Genomic DNA, 15,656 nt, shown 5'->3' with positions numbered 1-15,656 from the left:
ATGAGCGACGTCCTCGCCCGCATCGAAGCCTATAAGCGCCAGGAAATCGCGGCTGCGAAAGCGCTGGTGTCTCCGGCAGAGATGGAAAAGCGCGCCCGCGCGGCTACGCCCACCCGTGGCTTTGCCGCCGCCATCGAGCGGCATCTGATGGAAGGTCGCCCGGCGCTGATCGCCGAGGTGAAGAAGGCAAGCCCTTCCAAGGGCCTGATCCGCGCCGATTTCGACCCGCCATCGCTGGCGAAGGCCTACGCTGAGGGCGGCGCGACCTGCCTCTCGGTTCTCACCGACGAGCCCTCCTTCCAGGGCAGGCCGGAATATCTGACGAAGGCCCGCGAAGCCTCGGGTCTTCCGGCGCTGCGCAAAGACTTCATGTTCGAGCCGTATCAGGTTTACGAGGCGCGAAGCTGGGGGGCGGATTGCATCCTCGTCATCATGGCGAGCGTCACCGACGCGGGAGCGCGCGCGCTCATCGATACCGCGCACGATCTCGGCATGGATGTGCTGGTCGAAGTGCATGACCGCGCTGAGCTAGAGCGTGCGGTCCCGCTCGGCACGAAGCTTGTGGGCATCAACAACCGCAATCTGCGCACCTTCGACGTGTCGCTGGCGGTGAGCGAGGAACTCGCTCCGCTCATCCCGTCGGATCGCATCATCGTCGGCGAGAGCGGCATCTTCACGCTTTCTGACATCGAGCGGCTGACGAAGGTGAATATCCGCACCTTCCTCGTCGGCGAGAGCCTGATGCGGCAGGCGGATGTCGCTGCCGCGACGCGCCGTCTTCTTTTCGGCGAGGCCGCATGAGCAAGCTGACGCATCTCGACGCGAGCGGCGCGGCGAACATGGTCGACGTGTCCGAGAAGGACATCACCACCCGCACCGCCATCGCCGAAGGAAGCGTCGTGATGCTGCCCGAGACGGTCGCCCTGATCCGTCAGGGTGATGCGAAGAAGGGCGATGTTTTAGGCACCGCGCGCCTTGCCGGCATCATGGCCGCGAAGCGCACGCATGAACTGATCCCCCTCTGCCATCCATTGATGATCTCCAAGGTGAAGGTCGATTGCGCACTCGATGACACGCTCCCCGGCGTACGCGTGACGGCGGAGGTGAAGGTTGCGAGTCAAACCGGCGTCGAGATGGAGGCACTGACCGCCGTTTCCGTCGCCTGCCTGACCATCTACGACATGGTGAAAGCCGCCGACCGTGGCATGCGGATCGACAATATTCATCTGCGCATGAAAAGCGGCGGCCGCTCCGGTACATACGAGGCCCCATGAGCCTGATCCCGGTCGAAGAGGCGCTGCGTCTTGTGCTCGCCAGTGTCGAGAAGCCAGTAGAAATGGAACACGCGCCGCTGGCCGCCTGCGCCGGGCGCACGCTCGCCGAAGATGTCCTGGCCTTGCGCGATCAACCACCCTTCCCTGCCTCCGCGATGGATGGCTATGCGGTGCGCAGCGCCGACATCGGGGGGGTACCACAGACACTGAAGCTCATCGGCACCAGCGCTGCGGGCAAGCGCTTTCCCGGTTCGGTCGGAGCGATGCAGGCGGTGCGGATTTTCACCGGCGCGCCAATGCCCGATGGCGCAGATGCTGTGGTCATTCAGGAAGACACGGATCGCGCCGGCGACGAGGTCATCATCAAAGAAGCGCCTCGCCTGCATCAGCACATCCGCGGAGCCGGAAACGACTTCAAGGCCGGTGAAGCGTTTTTGAAGGCGGGCCAGCGTCTCGATGCGCGCCACATCGCGCTTGCCGCCGCCATGGGCCACGGCACGCTTCCCGTTTACCGCAGGCCGCGCATCGCCATTCTCGCTACGGGCGACGAATTGGTGCGCGCGGGCCAAACGCCCGGCCCGGATCAGATCACCGCTTCCAGCCTGCCCGCCACCGCGATCATGGTCGAGAAGGCGGGCGGCACTGCCATCGACCTCGGCATCGCGGGAGATACGCTCGCCTCGCTGGAAGAGCGCATCAAAGCTGCGCGGGATGCCGAGGCCGATCTTCTTGTCACGCTCGGCGGCGCTTCGGTCGGCGAGCACGATCTCGTGCAGGCGGCGCTTGTCGGCCAAGGAATGGACCTCGGCTTCTGGCGTGTGGCCTTGCGCCCTGGAAAGCCGCTGATGCATGGCCGTTTAGGCCCGATGCTTCTGCTCGGCCTCCCCGGCAACCCGGTTTCCACGCTTGTGTGCGGCATCCTCTTTCTGGTCCCTGCGATCCGCGCCCTTCTGGGCGATCTCAACGCGGGCGGCGATCCGACCGAGGCGGCGATACTCGGCTGCGATGTCGGCGCCAATCAGGCCCGGCAGGATTACATGCGTGCCAGCCTGGCGTTGCGGGAGATTGATCTCCCCTCGGCCGGTCGCTTGCAGATCACCGTCGCAACCCCGCACGGCGCTCAGGATTCATCTATGTTGGGTATTCTCGCGCGCTCGGACGCGCTCCTGGTCAGGCCCCCGCATGCCCCCTCAGCCAAGACGGGCGAGCCTTGCCGGATCATTCGCCTCAGCCAGTTCTGCTGACATTTCATCGGTAGCCGGGGGTGGGACTCAATCTGTGCCCCTTTGACGGCCCAAGAATTCGCGTCAACCTCTCGCAGCGGAGCCGTTTCTTGCCGTTACGCCCCCTTTCGGGAGCGCAGCTCCAGCGTCTTGACGCAGATACGGCACTCAGACACTTCCAAAGGCGATAACTCTCAATCAAGGCCTCGAAGACGCCGATCTCAACCCAGCGCGAAAGACGCTGTTCCGCTTGCCATACTCGTCCGGCAGGTGTCAGGAAGAATCGGGCTTCAGCACCTGCCTGCAGCTCACCAACAGAAAAGCCCCGGCAGTCACACTGCCGGGGCTCAGATTTCAGTCGAAGCTACCAGTTAGATGACGAAGAAGTCAGCGGCGGTCATCTTGAGACCCTTCTTAAGGGTCGCAAACTCGACCTGCTTGCCGCTGCCGGAGCCGTCGGCATCGTAATACAGCACTCCCTTCTTGCTGTCGTAGACGAGGTAGTCGTTATTGTCCTTGGCTGTGTCGCCGATTGTGAAGAACGCCTTGTTGAGCTTGCCCGGCTTCACGGCCGTGCCCTTGCCGAGCTTCTTGAACACCGCGTTGTCGAGCCAGATCGTGTCGTCCTTGACGGAAAAATCGACGATCTTGTCGAGGTTGGTCTTCTTGTTCAGCTTGGTGTCGAACACGAAGATGTCCTTGCCCTTGCCGCCGGTAAGCACATCCTTGCCGAGACCGCCCCAGAGCTGGTCGTTGCCGTTGCCGCCGCCCAGGACGTCATTGGCCTTGCCAGCCTTGAAGATGTCGTTGACGCCACTGCCCTTGGTTACTTCACGAGCAAGATCGCCGACATTGATGGTCAGAGCCTGCGTAAACGCGGCACCCGCCTTATCCTTGACCTGGACGAAGATCTGATGCGACTTGGCCTGCTCGAAGTCGAGCTTGAAGCCGTCCGCAACCAGAATCTGGTTCCCAACCACCGTGAACCGGCCGCCGGCACCATCACCAACAAGGCTGTAGGTGAAGGTCTCGCCGGTATTGGCGTCCAGTGCTGAGAGCGAGCCAACCACCGCCGTGTTGGGAGCCAACTCGCTGACGGAAGCATTGGACAGGAAAACCGCTGTCGGCGCTTGGTTTGTCAGAGTCTCATCGATATCGTTGATGTAGACCTTCACGGTGCCGACATCGGAGACCAGGTTACCGGCACCGGTGTCGGTGGCGCGGACCTGGACGTTGAAGTACTTCTTGCCCGTGCCCGCCTCGGTGGTGAGGCCGGCATCGGTCTCGAAGTCGACCGCACCGGTCAGGGTGATCACGCCGGTGGCGGAATCGATGCTGAACTTGCCGCCGAAGGTGTCGACCAGCGAGTAGGAGCGCGTCTGGCCGCTGTCCTGATCGGTCGATTGAACCTGAGCGACGGCCGTGCTGCCGGCCTTGTTCTCGTCAACCGTTGCCACCACACCCACCGGCGTCGGAGCACTCGGCTTGTCGTTGACGTCGTTGATATAGACCTTCACGGTGCCGACATCGGAGACCAGGTTGCCGGTGCCGTTGTCGGTGGCGCGGACCTGGATGTTGAAGTACTTCTTGCCCGTGCCCGCCTCGGTGGTGAGGCCGGCATCGGTCTCGAAGTCGACCGCGCCCGCCAGGGTGATCATGCCGGTGGCGGCATTGATGCTGAACTTGCCGCCGAAGGTGTCGACCAGCGAGTAGGTGAGCGCATTGCCTTCAGGGTCGGTCGATTGAACCTGAGCGACGGCAGTGCTGCCGGCCTTGTTCTCGTCAACCGTTGCCACCACACCCACCGGCGTCGGAGCACTCGGCTTCGTGTTCCCCGGATTCTCGTTGATGTCGTTGATGTAGACCTTCACGGTGCCGACATCGGAGACCAAGTTGCCGGTGCCGTTGTCGGTGGCGCGGACCTGGACGTTGAAGTACTTCTTGCCCGTGCCCGCCTCGATGGTGAGGCCGGCATCGGTCTCGAAGTCGACCGCGCCCGACAGGCTGATCACGCCGGTGGCGGTATTGATGCTGAACCTGCCGCCGAAGGTGTCGACCAGCGAGTAGGTGAGCGCATGGCCGTCCTGATCGGTCGACTGAACCGTGGCGACGACCGTGTTGCCGGCCTTGTTCTCGTCGACGGTCTGCAGCGTGCCCGCCACCACGGCCGGAGCGCTCGGCTTATCGTTGATGTTGTTGATGTAGACCTTCACGGTGCTGACATCCGAGACCAGGTTACCGGCACCGGTGTCGGTGGCGCGGACCTGGACGTTGAAGTACTTCTTGCCCGTGCCCGCCTCGGTGTTGAGGCCGGCATCGGTCTCGAAGTCGACCGCACCGGTCAGGGTGATCGCGCCGGTGGTGGCATTGATGCTGAACTTGCCGCCGAAGGTGTCGACCAGCGAGTAGGTGAGGGTCTGGCCGCCGTCCTGATCGGTCGATTGAACCTGAGCGACAGTCGAGCTGCCGGCCTTGTTCTCGTCGACGGTCTGCAGCGTGCCCGCCACCACGGCCGGAGCGCTCGGCTTCTCGTTGATATCGTTGACGTAGACCTTCACGGTGCCGACATCGGAGACCAGGTTGCCGGTGCCGTTGTCGGTGGCGCGGACCTGGACGTTGAAGTACTTCTTGCCCGTGCCCGCCTCGATGGTGAGGCCGGCATCGGTCTCGAAGTCGACCGCACCGGTCAGGCTGATCACGCCGGTGGTGGCATTGATGCTGAACTTGCCGCCGAAGGTGTCGACCAGCGAGTAGGTGAGCGCATTGCCTTCAGGGTCGGTCGACTGAACCTGAGCGACAGTCGAGCTGCCGGCCTTGTTCTCGTCGACGGTCTGCAGCGTGCCCGTCACCACGGCCGGAGCGCTCGGCTTCGTGTTCCCGCCCGGGGTCTCGTTGATGTCGTTGATGTAGACCTTCACGGTGCCGACATCGGAGACCAGGTTGCCGGCACCGTTGTCGGTGGCGCGGACCTGGACGTTGAAGTACTTCTTGCCCGTGCCCGCCTCGGTGGTGAGGCCGGCATCGGTCTCGAAGTCGACCGCACCGGTCAGGGTGATCGCGCCGGTGGCGGCATTGATGCTGAACTTGCCGCCGAAGGTGTCGACCAGCGAGTAGGTGAGCGCATCGCCTTCAGGATCGGTCGATTGAACCTGAGCGACGACAGTGCTGCCGGCCTTGTTCTCGTCAACCGTTGCCACCACACCAACCACGCCCGGAGCGCTCGGCTTCGTGTTCCCCGGGGTCTCGGGCAGGTCATTCAGCTCAACTTGGAAGGAACCCTGGTGGAGGGTCGTGGAACCTCCAGGATTGCTGACCTTAAAGGCAATCTGGGGATATATCCCGAACCAATCTTCGTCCTCGTAGTCGAAAGTTTCGGTCAATGTCGGATCGACCTTGGCGATGAGGAACCACTTCGGCGTGCCGTTGACGACGGTCATCTCAACGTCAAAAAGACCTCCGGGATTGTTCGTGAACGTAATCACCGGGGTGCCCGTGAAAGCAGTGCTTTCCCAACCCTTGATTTCGCCAATCCTCGTTCCCTGGATAATATTCTCGTTAATCTGGATAACAGTATTCGATCCAGCCGGCTTCACGCCGCCATTCGGGACGGTATTATCCGGTGCTTTATAGACATCAATCGTTAATGCGACAGCCATATCGGCCTCCTTAAGTTAATAACGTTACGTATGCCGCGCCTGGGAGGCCCTTGTGAAGCCCCCCAGACATTTTCCTCAACTTAGACGATGAAGAACATCGTGTGATCGAGCAGCGGCTTATTGATGCCGTCTGCCTCCTTATTGTTGATGGTGGCCATAAGTCTTGCCGAAACACCTCCGGCCTTATTGCCGTCCGCATCGTAATAAATGTTCCCCGACGCCCGGTCGTACAGGATCCTCTGGTCCGCCGTCGTGGCCGTCGCGCCCAAACCGAACGCGGATGCGGTCAAGGCCTCCGGCACGCCCGGGGTGGTGGGGACTAGAAGCTTGTTGAACACCGACTGCTTCAGATAAATCCGGTCATGCTCCTCGACCTTGAAGTCCATGATCAGATCATGGTTCGTGGTGGTCAGAACCGTATCGAACAGGAACACATCCTGGCCGGCGCCGCCGAAGAGGCGATCCATTTCGAAGCCGCCAGCCAAGGTATCGTTGCCGCCGCCGCCTCTGAGGACGTCCTGCGTCGCGCCGCCAAGGATCAGATCATTGGTATCGTCACTTCCGATCACCGATTCCTTGAAGAGATTTTCGAGCGTGATCTCGATCACCTGCACGTCGGAGACGCCGCCCTTGCCGTCATGCGCCCGAACCGCAATGGTGAAGACGCCGTTCTCGTATTTCTCAAAGTCGAGCTTGGTGTGATCGCCGACCACGATCTCGTTTTTGTTGACCAGCTTGACACCGCCGCCCGTGCTGTCGCCCTCCAGGGTGAAGAACACCGCATCGCCGTCCGCGTCCGTAGCCGACAGAAAGCCGATGGTGGAGCCGGACAGCTGGTTCTCGGGAGTGATCGCATCCGAGAAGAGAATGTTGGTCGGAGCTTGATTGGTGCCGCCTGGTGCATCGATCGGCGGCAGACCATCGTGGACATCGAAGTTTTCGACGCCCGCCGCCCTGAGCACTGTCTTGGCATTCTCGATGATCTGGTCGATCTCTGCCACGGTTTTGCCAGGGTTGGCCGCCTCATACAGGCCGCGGTACAAAATGGCCTTGTCGGCGTTGCCGCCCTTGAGCGGATCGAGGTCTTCGACCACCACATCGTTCACGTTGCAAATGAAGTAGGTGTCGTTGCCTTGGCCGCCGACCAGCTTGTCGGCCGCCCCGCCCGGAGCGCCGCCATAAAGCGTGTCGTTGCCCGCTCCGCCGATCAGGGTGTTGGCCAGCATGTTGCCGCCCAGGGTGACGCCAGAGCTGACGCTGCTGTCGACCTTGATGATCTCGACGCCGACCGTGTCCTCCAGTTTGAAGCGATCGATGAACACGATGGCCGTATCGATGCCGCCGCTCGGATCGGTGGTCTCGACGATCTTATCGCCGGCATCACGGATGTAGTAGACATCATCGCCATTGCCGCCATCGATCGTGTCGTTGCCGGCCCCGCCGTCGAGGGTGTCATTACCCTCGCCGCCGATTAGCGTATCGCTCCCCACGCCGCCATCCAGCGAGTCATCGCCGCCACCGCCGATCAACGTGTCGCTACCGCCACCGCCGATCAACGTGTCGTTGCCTTCGCCACCGATCAGCGTGTCGTTGCCCTCGCCACCATCCAGGGAGTCGTGCCCCTCGCCGCCATCCAGCGAGTCATCGCCGCCACCGCCGGTCAACGTGTCGTTGCCTTCGCCACCGATCAGCGTGTCGTTGCCCTCGCCGCCATCCAGGGAGTCGTGCCCCTTGCCGCCATCCAACGAGTCGTCGCCGCCACCCCCGATCAGCGTGTCGTCGCCAACGCCGCCGATTAGCGTGTCGTTGCCGTCCCCACCAGTAAGACTGAAGACGACATTCTCGATATTCGCGAGTTTGCTGACGTCATAACCTGAGACAAGCACGATGGCCTTGTCGTTGGTCCCGCCGGTCACGTCCTCGACCGCAACGTCGTTCAGGCTGCGGATGTAGTAGGTGTCATTGCCGTTGCCGCCAACCAGCTTGTCGGCCGCGCCAGCGCCGCCATCGAGCGTGTCGTTGCCCGCTCCGCCGATCAGGGTGTTGGCCAGCGAGTTGCCGCCCAGGGCGACGCCAAAGCCAACGCTGCTGTCGACCTTGATGGTCTCGACGCCGACCGTGTCCTCCAGCTTGAAGCGATTGGTGAATACGATGGCCGTGTCGATGCCGCCGCTCGGATCGGTGGTCTCGACGATCTTATCGCCGGCATTGCGAATGTAGTAGGTGTCGTTGCCCTCTCCGCCGTCCAGGACGTCGGCGGCCCCAACTCCGCTGTCGAGCGTGTCGTTGCCTCTGCCGCCCTCGATCGTATTGGCAAAGCTATTGCCGACGATGACGTTGCTGCCATCGTTGCCGACCAGCCTGATTGAACGGACGCTATCGAGAGCGGTCAGGTTCTCGACGTTAGCGCCATTCTGACCGAGCGAATACCGATCGCCCCAACCGAAGCCGGAGACGATCACCGTGTCGGTGCCGGAGGTTGCGGTATTGCCCTCGACGATCACGTCGCCAAAGCTGTCGACGACGAACACATCGTTGCCGTCGCCGCCGGTGAGCGTATCGGCGCCCTGGCCCCCATCGAGCGTATTGGCCTCTGCGTTGCCGGTGATATTATCGGCAAAACTCGACCCGATCACACTTTCAATCGAGACATAGGTGTCACCCTCGGCCTCGCCGCCGGAGCCTTTGCCGGTCGTCAGATTGACGGTAACTGCACCCGAGTTAGCGTAATAGACAGTGTCATTGCCATCATCGCCCACCAATTGGTCGCCACCCGTGCCGCCTTCAAGGGTGTCATCGCCGGCCTGACCATAGAGATGATCGTTGCCGGAACCTCCGACAAGAATGTCGTTGCCATAACCAGCCCAGAAGTAATCAGCTCCGATGCCGCCCTGCATGATGTCGTCGTGGGTGCTACCGATAAATGCCTCGATTCCGACATAGAGGTCACCGTTGGCTTCGCCTGTGCTGGCGGAAGTGTTGGCGACATTGATTACCAACCCCGTGGAAGCGTTGGTATAATCAACTATATCCCAGCCGTTGCCGCCATCGTAACCGTCGGCTCCCAAGCTGCCGTAGAAACGATCATCGCCGTCATAGCCGAAGATGTAATCACCCCCTCCGCCATCGGTGAAGGTGTCATTGCCGGAGGTCCCCGCGAATTGCTCGCCCTCGTCCGTGCCGACCCATGTCAAACCAGGAGTCCGCGGATCGAAGACTTGCACATGGAGGGGGCCGTCATCCGTCGCGAAGGTGATGTCCCCGCTAGTCCCGATCGAACCGACTGACCAGCTAATGGAATAGCGGCCATCGGTAAGGGCATCGATATGGGGCGCGGCTTTACCCACCGTGGTTGCAACCAGGGTTGCATCGGTCAGCTGCCCGCCCGCAGCGTTGAAGCTTGCTGTCCAGATCTCTTTGCCAACCCTGTATACGACCGCCCAACCGCCGTTCGACAGCGCCGCTATAGAAACACCATTGGCCGTAGTAGCGGCGGAGTCGAGTGTCAACGTAGTCGTTGCCGCGCTTCCATCTGACTTGTAGGTCCGCGCCCTGAGACCACCCGAATCAACGTATGTGACGACAAAATTTCCATTGGATAGCGTCGCGACTTCACCAACACTCTTGATACTACTGCCCGTAAAGGGAATAGTTTTGAGGATTGCCCCGTTTTCTGCCTTAATGAACAATCTGGTAGTATATGTTTGGGTGCCGGTGCTCCACCTCGCGCCAAACGTTACATAAGAGCCATTTCCAAGATCGCTCATATTGACGGTTTTATAAGAGGCATCAGCAACAGGAGCTGACAAAAGAGGATTTCCCGAATTATCAAAGACGTAATCGGTAGCGCCTGAATTAATGATAAAACCGCCTGCCGACATACTCACGACATTAAAACCGCTATGCGCGGCCCCATCCGCCCCTACGGAAAATTCAGCGCCGAGCGGATTCCCCCAAGCGTCATAAACACGAGCCATGGTCCGCCCATCGGAGTAAGCCCATGTGCAAACAAAGTTGCCATTATTGAGAGCGGCAGTCTCAACGCGGCCCACCTGGTAGGGAGTAGAGCTATTAGGGTCGTGCTGATCGATCTGGAAAATGCCCGTCCTTGCAGAACCGTTCGCGTTATAAATTAGGCCTTTGGTATGTTCCTTGATCGCACTGCCGCCGTCGTCAGTCCACGTAATCAAGTAGGTGCCGTTGGCCAGGGCCGTGACCGTTTGTCCTTGTCCCATACCCTCGATAGTGAGCTCTGCTCCCCAAAGCGCCGGTCCCGCCATGATACTTCCCCTTAGATTACAAAGGCCGCAATCAACTTGCGACACGTTATTCAGTAACGATACATTAATGCATTCTTACAAGAAGGCAAGGGGTGTAGACGGCACTCGCGACGGATTGATTAACAGGCTCTCGTAGGGGCAAAGGCCTCAGAGATTTGCAGCGGCGTGCGACCGGATCGGCGAGGCCCCAGGCTAAAGAAACCCTTGATCCCGTCGATCATGCTGCGGACAACCAGCGATGCGCCGTGCCATGTTGTCACTTCACCCCGAACAATTTGGCTACCGCCTTTTCAATAGCCCGCCAGGAGACCCCGGCGAGTTGGGCAAGCTCCGGCAATTCGATGAAGGTCTTCAAGCGGCACCCTCGGAAGGAAACACCACGAGGCCTTGCGGCTCAAACTCCGACAAATATCGCCTCCAGAGCGCCGACAAATAGGGATTCGCTCCCCAAAGAATATCGAGCTTAGCCCTGGACTTGCAGAACACAGCAAGAACGTCTAACGTGTTCTTGCTTTGTTTTTCAGATTCGCTCCGTCGCGGAGCAGTAAGGCTAGCCATGCTGACGCGCAAACAGCACGAATTGCTCCGCTTCATCCATGAACGGCTGCGGGAATCCGGCGTTCCGCCATCATTCGACGAGATGAAGGATGCCCTCGATCTCAAGTCGAAATCGGGCATTCACCGCCTCATCACCGCACTCGAGGAACGAGGCTTCATTCGCCGCCTCCCTAACCGCGCCCGCGCCCTGGAAGTCTTGCGTTTACCGGAAACGGTCGGCGGCACGGCCGGTCAGCGGCGGTTTACTCCGAGCGTCGTTGAGGGCGGGCTGGCCAATCGCGCCAAAGCTGCCCCTCCGCCCGCGGCCGAGGAACGCAATCGCGACCTGTCCATTCCCGTCATGGGCCGCATCGCGGCCGGCACGCCGATCTCCGCGATCCAGAATCGCAGCCACTCGATCACCCTTTCCAGCGATTTCCTCTCGCAGGGCGAGCATTACGCGCTCGAAGTGCGCGGCGATTCGATGGTGGAAGCCGGCATTCTCGATGGCGATCTTGTCGTGATCCGCAAGCAGGACACCGCCAACACCGGCGACATCATCGTGGCGCTCATCGACGAGGAGGAAGCGACCCTCAAGCGCTTCCGCCGCCGTGGTTCCTCCATCGCGTTGGAAGCTGCAAACCAGGCTTATGAGACGCGTGTGCTCGGGCCCGACCGGGTCAAGATCCAGGGCAAGCTCGTCAGTCTGGTTCGCCGCTACTGACCTCTTCCTCCGGCAGATCCTGCTCAGGGACCGGCCGCGTCTGACGCGGCGGGCTCTGCGACGGGCGATCCTCGGCTTTGATATTAGGACGGCCAGACCACGCAAGCCGCTCGCTCCCCTTCCGCGCCGATCGTATTTCCAGGGTGTCGCCCTCGAAGCGGATTGTCGTCGCTCCCCGCGTGGAAAGCGCCTCCCGGTCGAGGACAAGGGGCGCGCCACAGGTGGGTGGGACTTTGAGGCGCGTAATAACGACGGCAGCCCGACGGCAATCTTCCTCGAAGGCGGCCCGATCCTGAACGAAGGCGACGTGGCGTTGCGGAGCGCTTTCGACAACGCACCCGGCTTTGTCGCAATGCGCATCGCGTCTCAGGCTATCATCATCCGCGCTTCGGCCATCCCCATCGGCGCGTAACCATTGCTCGGCCACGAAATCCGACGTTTTGCCGACAAGAGTGAGTTGCCCGCCACGGCTGCGGATCGCGGCTCCGGTACCGTCGCGATCCACGTAGACATCGACACGGCTCGGCGTTGCGGCCAAGGCCAATCCAGCGCCGGCCGGAACAAGAGCGAGCCACCGCAAGGACGAGGCGGGCAGCGCAACAACGAGAAGCGCCGCGCTCAGCAAAGCGAGCGCGGCAATGCTCAAAGCCGGAATGACGACAGTCGAGCCGTTGAAGCTCCCGACCCAAGCCGACACATCCAGCACCTGCGAGACCGCCACCCCCATCAACTGCCAGACCGGACGGTCGAGACCGAAGGGATAGGCCAGCACGCCGAGCAAGGCGGACGGCATGACCACGAGCGAGACGAGCGGCAGCGCCAGCGCATTGCCGATCAAACCGTAGGGGTTGAGGGTCTGGAAATGATAGGCCGCGAAAGGAGCGGTGGCGAAGCTTGCCACCAGCGTCGTGGTAATGAGACCGAGAACGCTTTGGCCGATGCCGCGCAGCCCTCGTTCGAGAGGCGAACTCGCCTGCCCTTCCGGCCTTTGCCGTTGCATCATCGGCACCAGCGCCATCATTGCGGCGACAGCCCCGAACGACATCTGGAAACTCGGGCCGAGAAGCGCCTCAGGTTCGCGGGCGAGAACGATCAGCGCTGCAATGGCGAGGTTCCGAGCGCTCAAGGCGGGGCGGTCCACCAAAATCGCGCCAAACATGACGAGCGTCATGATGAGCGAACGCTCGGTCGCGACATCGGAGCCGGAGAAGATGCAATAGGCCGTCGCGCCGATCATCGCTGCAACAGCGGAAATTTTCTTCACCGGCCACAGCAGAGCGAGCGAAGGCGCGAGGCTCAACAGCGCCCGCGCGATCCAGAAAAAGGTGCCCGCCGCGAGCACCATGTGGAGGCCTGAAATCGATACGATGTGATAAATGCCCGCCGAGCGCAGCACGTCGTTGGCGGGCTCGCCGATGAGGCCGCGTTTGCCCGTCACCAGCGCCGCGCTGACACCGCCTGCGGAGCCGCCGATGGCGGACGCGATGCGGTGGGTCAGCGTGTTGCGCGCCTCGTCGATGCCAGCTGCAAGCCGTAAGCTCCAGTCCGGTGCTCGCGGCGGGTCGAGTGTCCTGACTGCGCCGGTGAAAGACCCGACCGCGCCGATACCTTTGAAATACGCATCGCGGGCAAAGTCGTAGCCGCCGGGCCATGCGGGCTGAGGCGGCGGCAGCAGGCGCGCGGTTCCGCCGATGAATTGCCCGGCGACGAGCCCCTCCCCTTTCTTGACCGAGACCCGCACGAGCTGCGGTCGCTCCGCCTCCGCCAGGCCTTTGATCTCGACCACGCGTAGCAGAAGCCGCTTGCCCGCCTCGCGATCCTCCACCGCCTCAATGAAGCCGGTCATAGGCGCGATGGTCATGCGCGCCAGAACGGGCGCGGCGACGCTCCTTTCGCGGATCACGCCAGCCGAGAACCCGCCAAAGGCCGCTGCGAGCCCTGTCATGACGGCCAGCGCCACAAGGCTGCGGCGGACCAGCACAGCGATGGCCGCACAGGCAATAAAGGCACCCAGCGGCGCCCAGAGCGCGGGCCGCTCCGCCTGGAAGAACAGGATGATCCCGAAGCCGAAGCACACGGCGATCCAGGGAAAAAGCCGCCGCTGCTCGATCTCAAGCGCCAGGTTCCGCGCCAACCACTCCCGACCTTGGAAAAGCCGCCAGTCGAGCGCCATCTGGCCGGCCAACGGCAACGCCAGCGCCCGCGCAGCGCTGCGCGGGATCCGTTGCGGGTCTCGTCTGTTGTCTTCGGCCATCTCTTCGGCTTAACGCGGGGTCCCTTTGCATGGTAGAGGACGGCGCGTCCTGCGCCAAAACCGACTTGTGGATGAGTCGCCGGACCGCCGCGCCCGCAAAGCCGGGCATCAAGTTTTGTAGGTAAGGTTCCCCGCCGATGACCGTTGTCACCCGTTTCGCCCCTTCGCCCACCGGTTTCTTGCATATCGGCGGTGGGCGCACGGCCCTCTTCAACTGGCTCTATGCCAAGCGGCATGGTGGCAAGATGCTGCTGCGCATCGAGGACACGGACCGGGAACGCTCGACCGAAGCCGCCATTCAGGCGATCCTAGAGGGCCTGCGCTGGCTCGGCCTCGATTGGGACGGCGACGTCGTCTACCAGTTCTCCCGCGCCGCTCGGCACAAGGAAGTCGCGGAGTCCCTGCTCGCGCAGGGTCGGGCCTACTACTGCTATGCGACGCCAGAGGAACTCGACGAGATGCGCGAGAGCGCCCGGCGCGAGGGGCGTCCCATGCGCTATGACGGCCGCTGGCGCGACCGCGACCCGTCCGAGGCCCCGGCGGGCGTCAAGCCCGTCATCCGCCTGAAGGCCCCGCTCGAAGGCGAGACGGCGGTCGAGGACGAGGTTCAGGGCCGTGTCGTGTGGCAGAACAAGGATCTCGACGATCTCGTGCTGCTGCGCTCCGACGGCACGCCGACCTACATGCTCGCGGTCGTGGTCGACGACCACGACATGGACATCACCCACATCATCCGCGGCGACGATCACCTGACCAACGGCGCGCGCCAGACGCAGATCTATCAGGCGCTCGGCTGGAGCGTGCCGAAGATGGCGCATATCCCGCTCATCCACGGACCGGACGGGGCAAAGCTCTCCAAGCGTCACGGGGCGCTGGGCGTCGAGGCCTATCGCAGCATGGGCTACCTGCCGGCGGCCTTGCGCAACTATCTCGTGCGCCTCGGCTGGAGCCATGGCGACCAGGAAATCTTCTCCACCCAGGAGATGATCGACGCCTTCGACCTGTCGAGCATCGGCCGCTCCCCGGCGCGCTTCGACTTCGCGAAGCTCGAGAACCTCAACGGGCACTACATGCGCCTGGCGAATGACGAGGATCTCGTGAACGCCATGGAGGATCTTCTTCCCGAGCTGGGTGAGGAACGCCACATCGGCCGCAAGTTCGCCCCCGTGCTGCGTGAGAAGCTGATCGCCGCCATGCCGGGCCTGAAGGAGCGCGCCAAGACCCTCGTCGAGCTTCTGGACAGCGCTTACTATCTTTACGCGCAACATCCGATGCATCTGGATGAGAAGGCCACGACCCTGCTCACTGAGGGCCGCGACCGTTTGGTCGGCATTGCCCCGAAACTGGAGGCGGTTTCCGACTGGAGCGCGGCCAGCGTCGAGGCGGTCGTCCGCGGTCACGCGGAGGCCATCGGCGCCAAGCTCGGCCAGGTTGCGCAGCCGCTTCGCGCCGCGCTGACGGGCCGGGCGACCTCGCCGGGCCTCTTTGACGTCATGGCAGTGCTGGGCAAGGACGAAACCCTGTCACGCCTGCGTCACCAGGTGAATGATGCGCCCGTTGCATAGCGGGCGATCATCGCCTTTAGACGTGCTTGCCGCCTCCCCCCGGATGGGCTACCGAACCCCCCATTGAAATCCTTCCGACCGGCGAACCCCGGTTCCGCACCCCAGCCCGGAGGTCTACTCCGGCCCCTCGGTTGCCCTAGGTT

General features: G+C 62.3%; 8 protein-coding genes. 5 read left to right on the top strand and 3 right to left on the bottom strand.

Annotated features, from left to right (window positions below):
• The 3 genes from trpC to HB375_RS11135 are packed head-to-tail and all read left to right on the top strand — an operon-like array spanning nt 1 to nt 2,518.
• Nucleotides 1-801, top strand: coding sequence for an indole-3-glycerol phosphate synthase TrpC (trpC, locus tag HB375_RS11145; RefSeq protein WP_167673047.1), 801 nt, complete (start codon nt 1-3; stop codon nt 799-801).
• On the top strand, nt 798-1,274 hold the full coding sequence (moaC, locus tag HB375_RS11140; RefSeq protein ID WP_167673046.1) for a cyclic pyranopterin monophosphate synthase MoaC: 477 nt from the start codon (nt 798-800) through the stop codon (nt 1,272-1,274). Before trpC ends, moaC begins: the two co-directional genes overlap by 4 nt.
• The gene (locus HB375_RS11135; RefSeq protein ID WP_167673045.1) at nt 1,271-2,518 is read left to right on the top strand and encodes a molybdopterin molybdotransferase MoeA; all 1,248 of its coding nucleotides are present in this window, start codon (nt 1,271-1,273) and stop codon (nt 2,516-2,518) included. The genes moaC and HB375_RS11135 overlap by 4 nt, the downstream gene beginning before the upstream one ends.
• A gap of 350 nt (nt 2,519-2,868) precedes the next feature.
• On the opposite strand, the gene HB375_RS11130 is transcribed toward HB375_RS11135, so the two are convergent.
• Nucleotides 2,869-6,153: a cadherin domain-containing protein gene (locus tag HB375_RS11130; protein WP_167673044.1), complete on the bottom strand. Its 3,285-nt coding sequence runs from the start codon at nt 6,151-6,153 to the stop codon at nt 2,869-2,871.
• A gap of 80 nt (nt 6,154-6,233) precedes the next feature.
• Nucleotides 6,234-10,433, bottom strand: a complete 4,200-nt coding sequence (locus tag HB375_RS18415; protein ID WP_281409342.1) for a calcium-binding protein — start codon at nt 10,431-10,433, stop codon at nt 6,234-6,236.
• Nucleotides 10,434-10,989: 556 nt separating this feature from the next.
• Here HB375_RS18415 and lexA point away from each other — a divergent pair.
• Complete coding sequence (gene lexA / locus HB375_RS11095; RefSeq protein ID WP_167673043.1) at nt 10,990-11,694, top strand: transcriptional repressor LexA; 705 nt, start codon at nt 10,990-10,992, stop codon at nt 11,692-11,694.
• On the opposite strand, the gene HB375_RS11090 is transcribed toward lexA, so the two are convergent.
• Complete coding sequence (locus HB375_RS11090) at nt 11,672-13,948, bottom strand: ComEC/Rec2 family competence protein (protein WP_167673042.1); 2,277 nt, start codon at nt 13,946-13,948, stop codon at nt 11,672-11,674. The genes lexA and HB375_RS11090 overlap by 23 nt on opposite strands.
• A gap of 137 nt (nt 13,949-14,085) precedes the next feature.
• On the opposite strand from HB375_RS11090, the gene gltX reads away from it, so the two are divergent.
• A complete protein-coding gene (gene gltX / locus HB375_RS11085; protein ID WP_167673041.1) occupies nt 14,086-15,513 on the top strand; it encodes a glutamate--tRNA ligase in 1,428 nt (475 codons plus the stop codon).
• Nucleotides 15,514-15,656: the final 143 nt, after the last annotated feature.

Origin of the sequence: Microvirga terricola (assembly GCF_011777495.1) — a bacterium.
Lineage (GTDB): Bacteria > Pseudomonadota > Alphaproteobacteria > Rhizobiales > Beijerinckiaceae > Microvirga > Microvirga terricola.
Note: the sequence above shows the minus strand (reverse complement) of the source record. Positions and strands in the feature narration are given on the sequence as shown.

What these genes read in the sequence shown, in the direction of transcription:
- trpC (WP_167673047.1), top strand. Translation starts at nt 1, where the DNA reads ATGAGCGACGTCCTCGCCCGCATCGAAGCCTATAAGCGCCAGGAAATC.
- moaC (WP_167673046.1), top strand. Translation starts at nt 798, where the DNA reads ATGAGCAAGCTGACGCATCTCGACGCGAGCGGCGCGGCGAACATGGTC.
- HB375_RS11135 (WP_167673045.1), top strand. Translation starts at nt 1,271, where the DNA reads ATGAGCCTGATCCCGGTCGAAGAGGCGCTGCGTCTTGTGCTCGCCAGT.
- HB375_RS11130 (WP_167673044.1), bottom strand. Translation starts at nt 6,153, where the DNA reads ATGGCTGTCGCATTAACGATTGATGTCTATAAAGCACCGGATAATACC.
- HB375_RS18415 (WP_281409342.1), bottom strand. Translation starts at nt 10,433, where the DNA reads ATGGCGGGACCGGCGCTTTGGGGAGCAGAGCTCACTATCGAGGGTATG.
- lexA (WP_167673043.1), top strand. Translation starts at nt 10,990, where the DNA reads ATGCTGACGCGCAAACAGCACGAATTGCTCCGCTTCATCCATGAACGG.
- HB375_RS11090 (WP_167673042.1), bottom strand. Translation starts at nt 13,948, where the DNA reads ATGGCCGAAGACAACAGACGAGACCCGCAACGGATCCCGCGCAGCGCT.
- gltX (WP_167673041.1), top strand. Translation starts at nt 14,086, where the DNA reads ATGACCGTTGTCACCCGTTTCGCCCCTTCGCCCACCGGTTTCTTGCAT.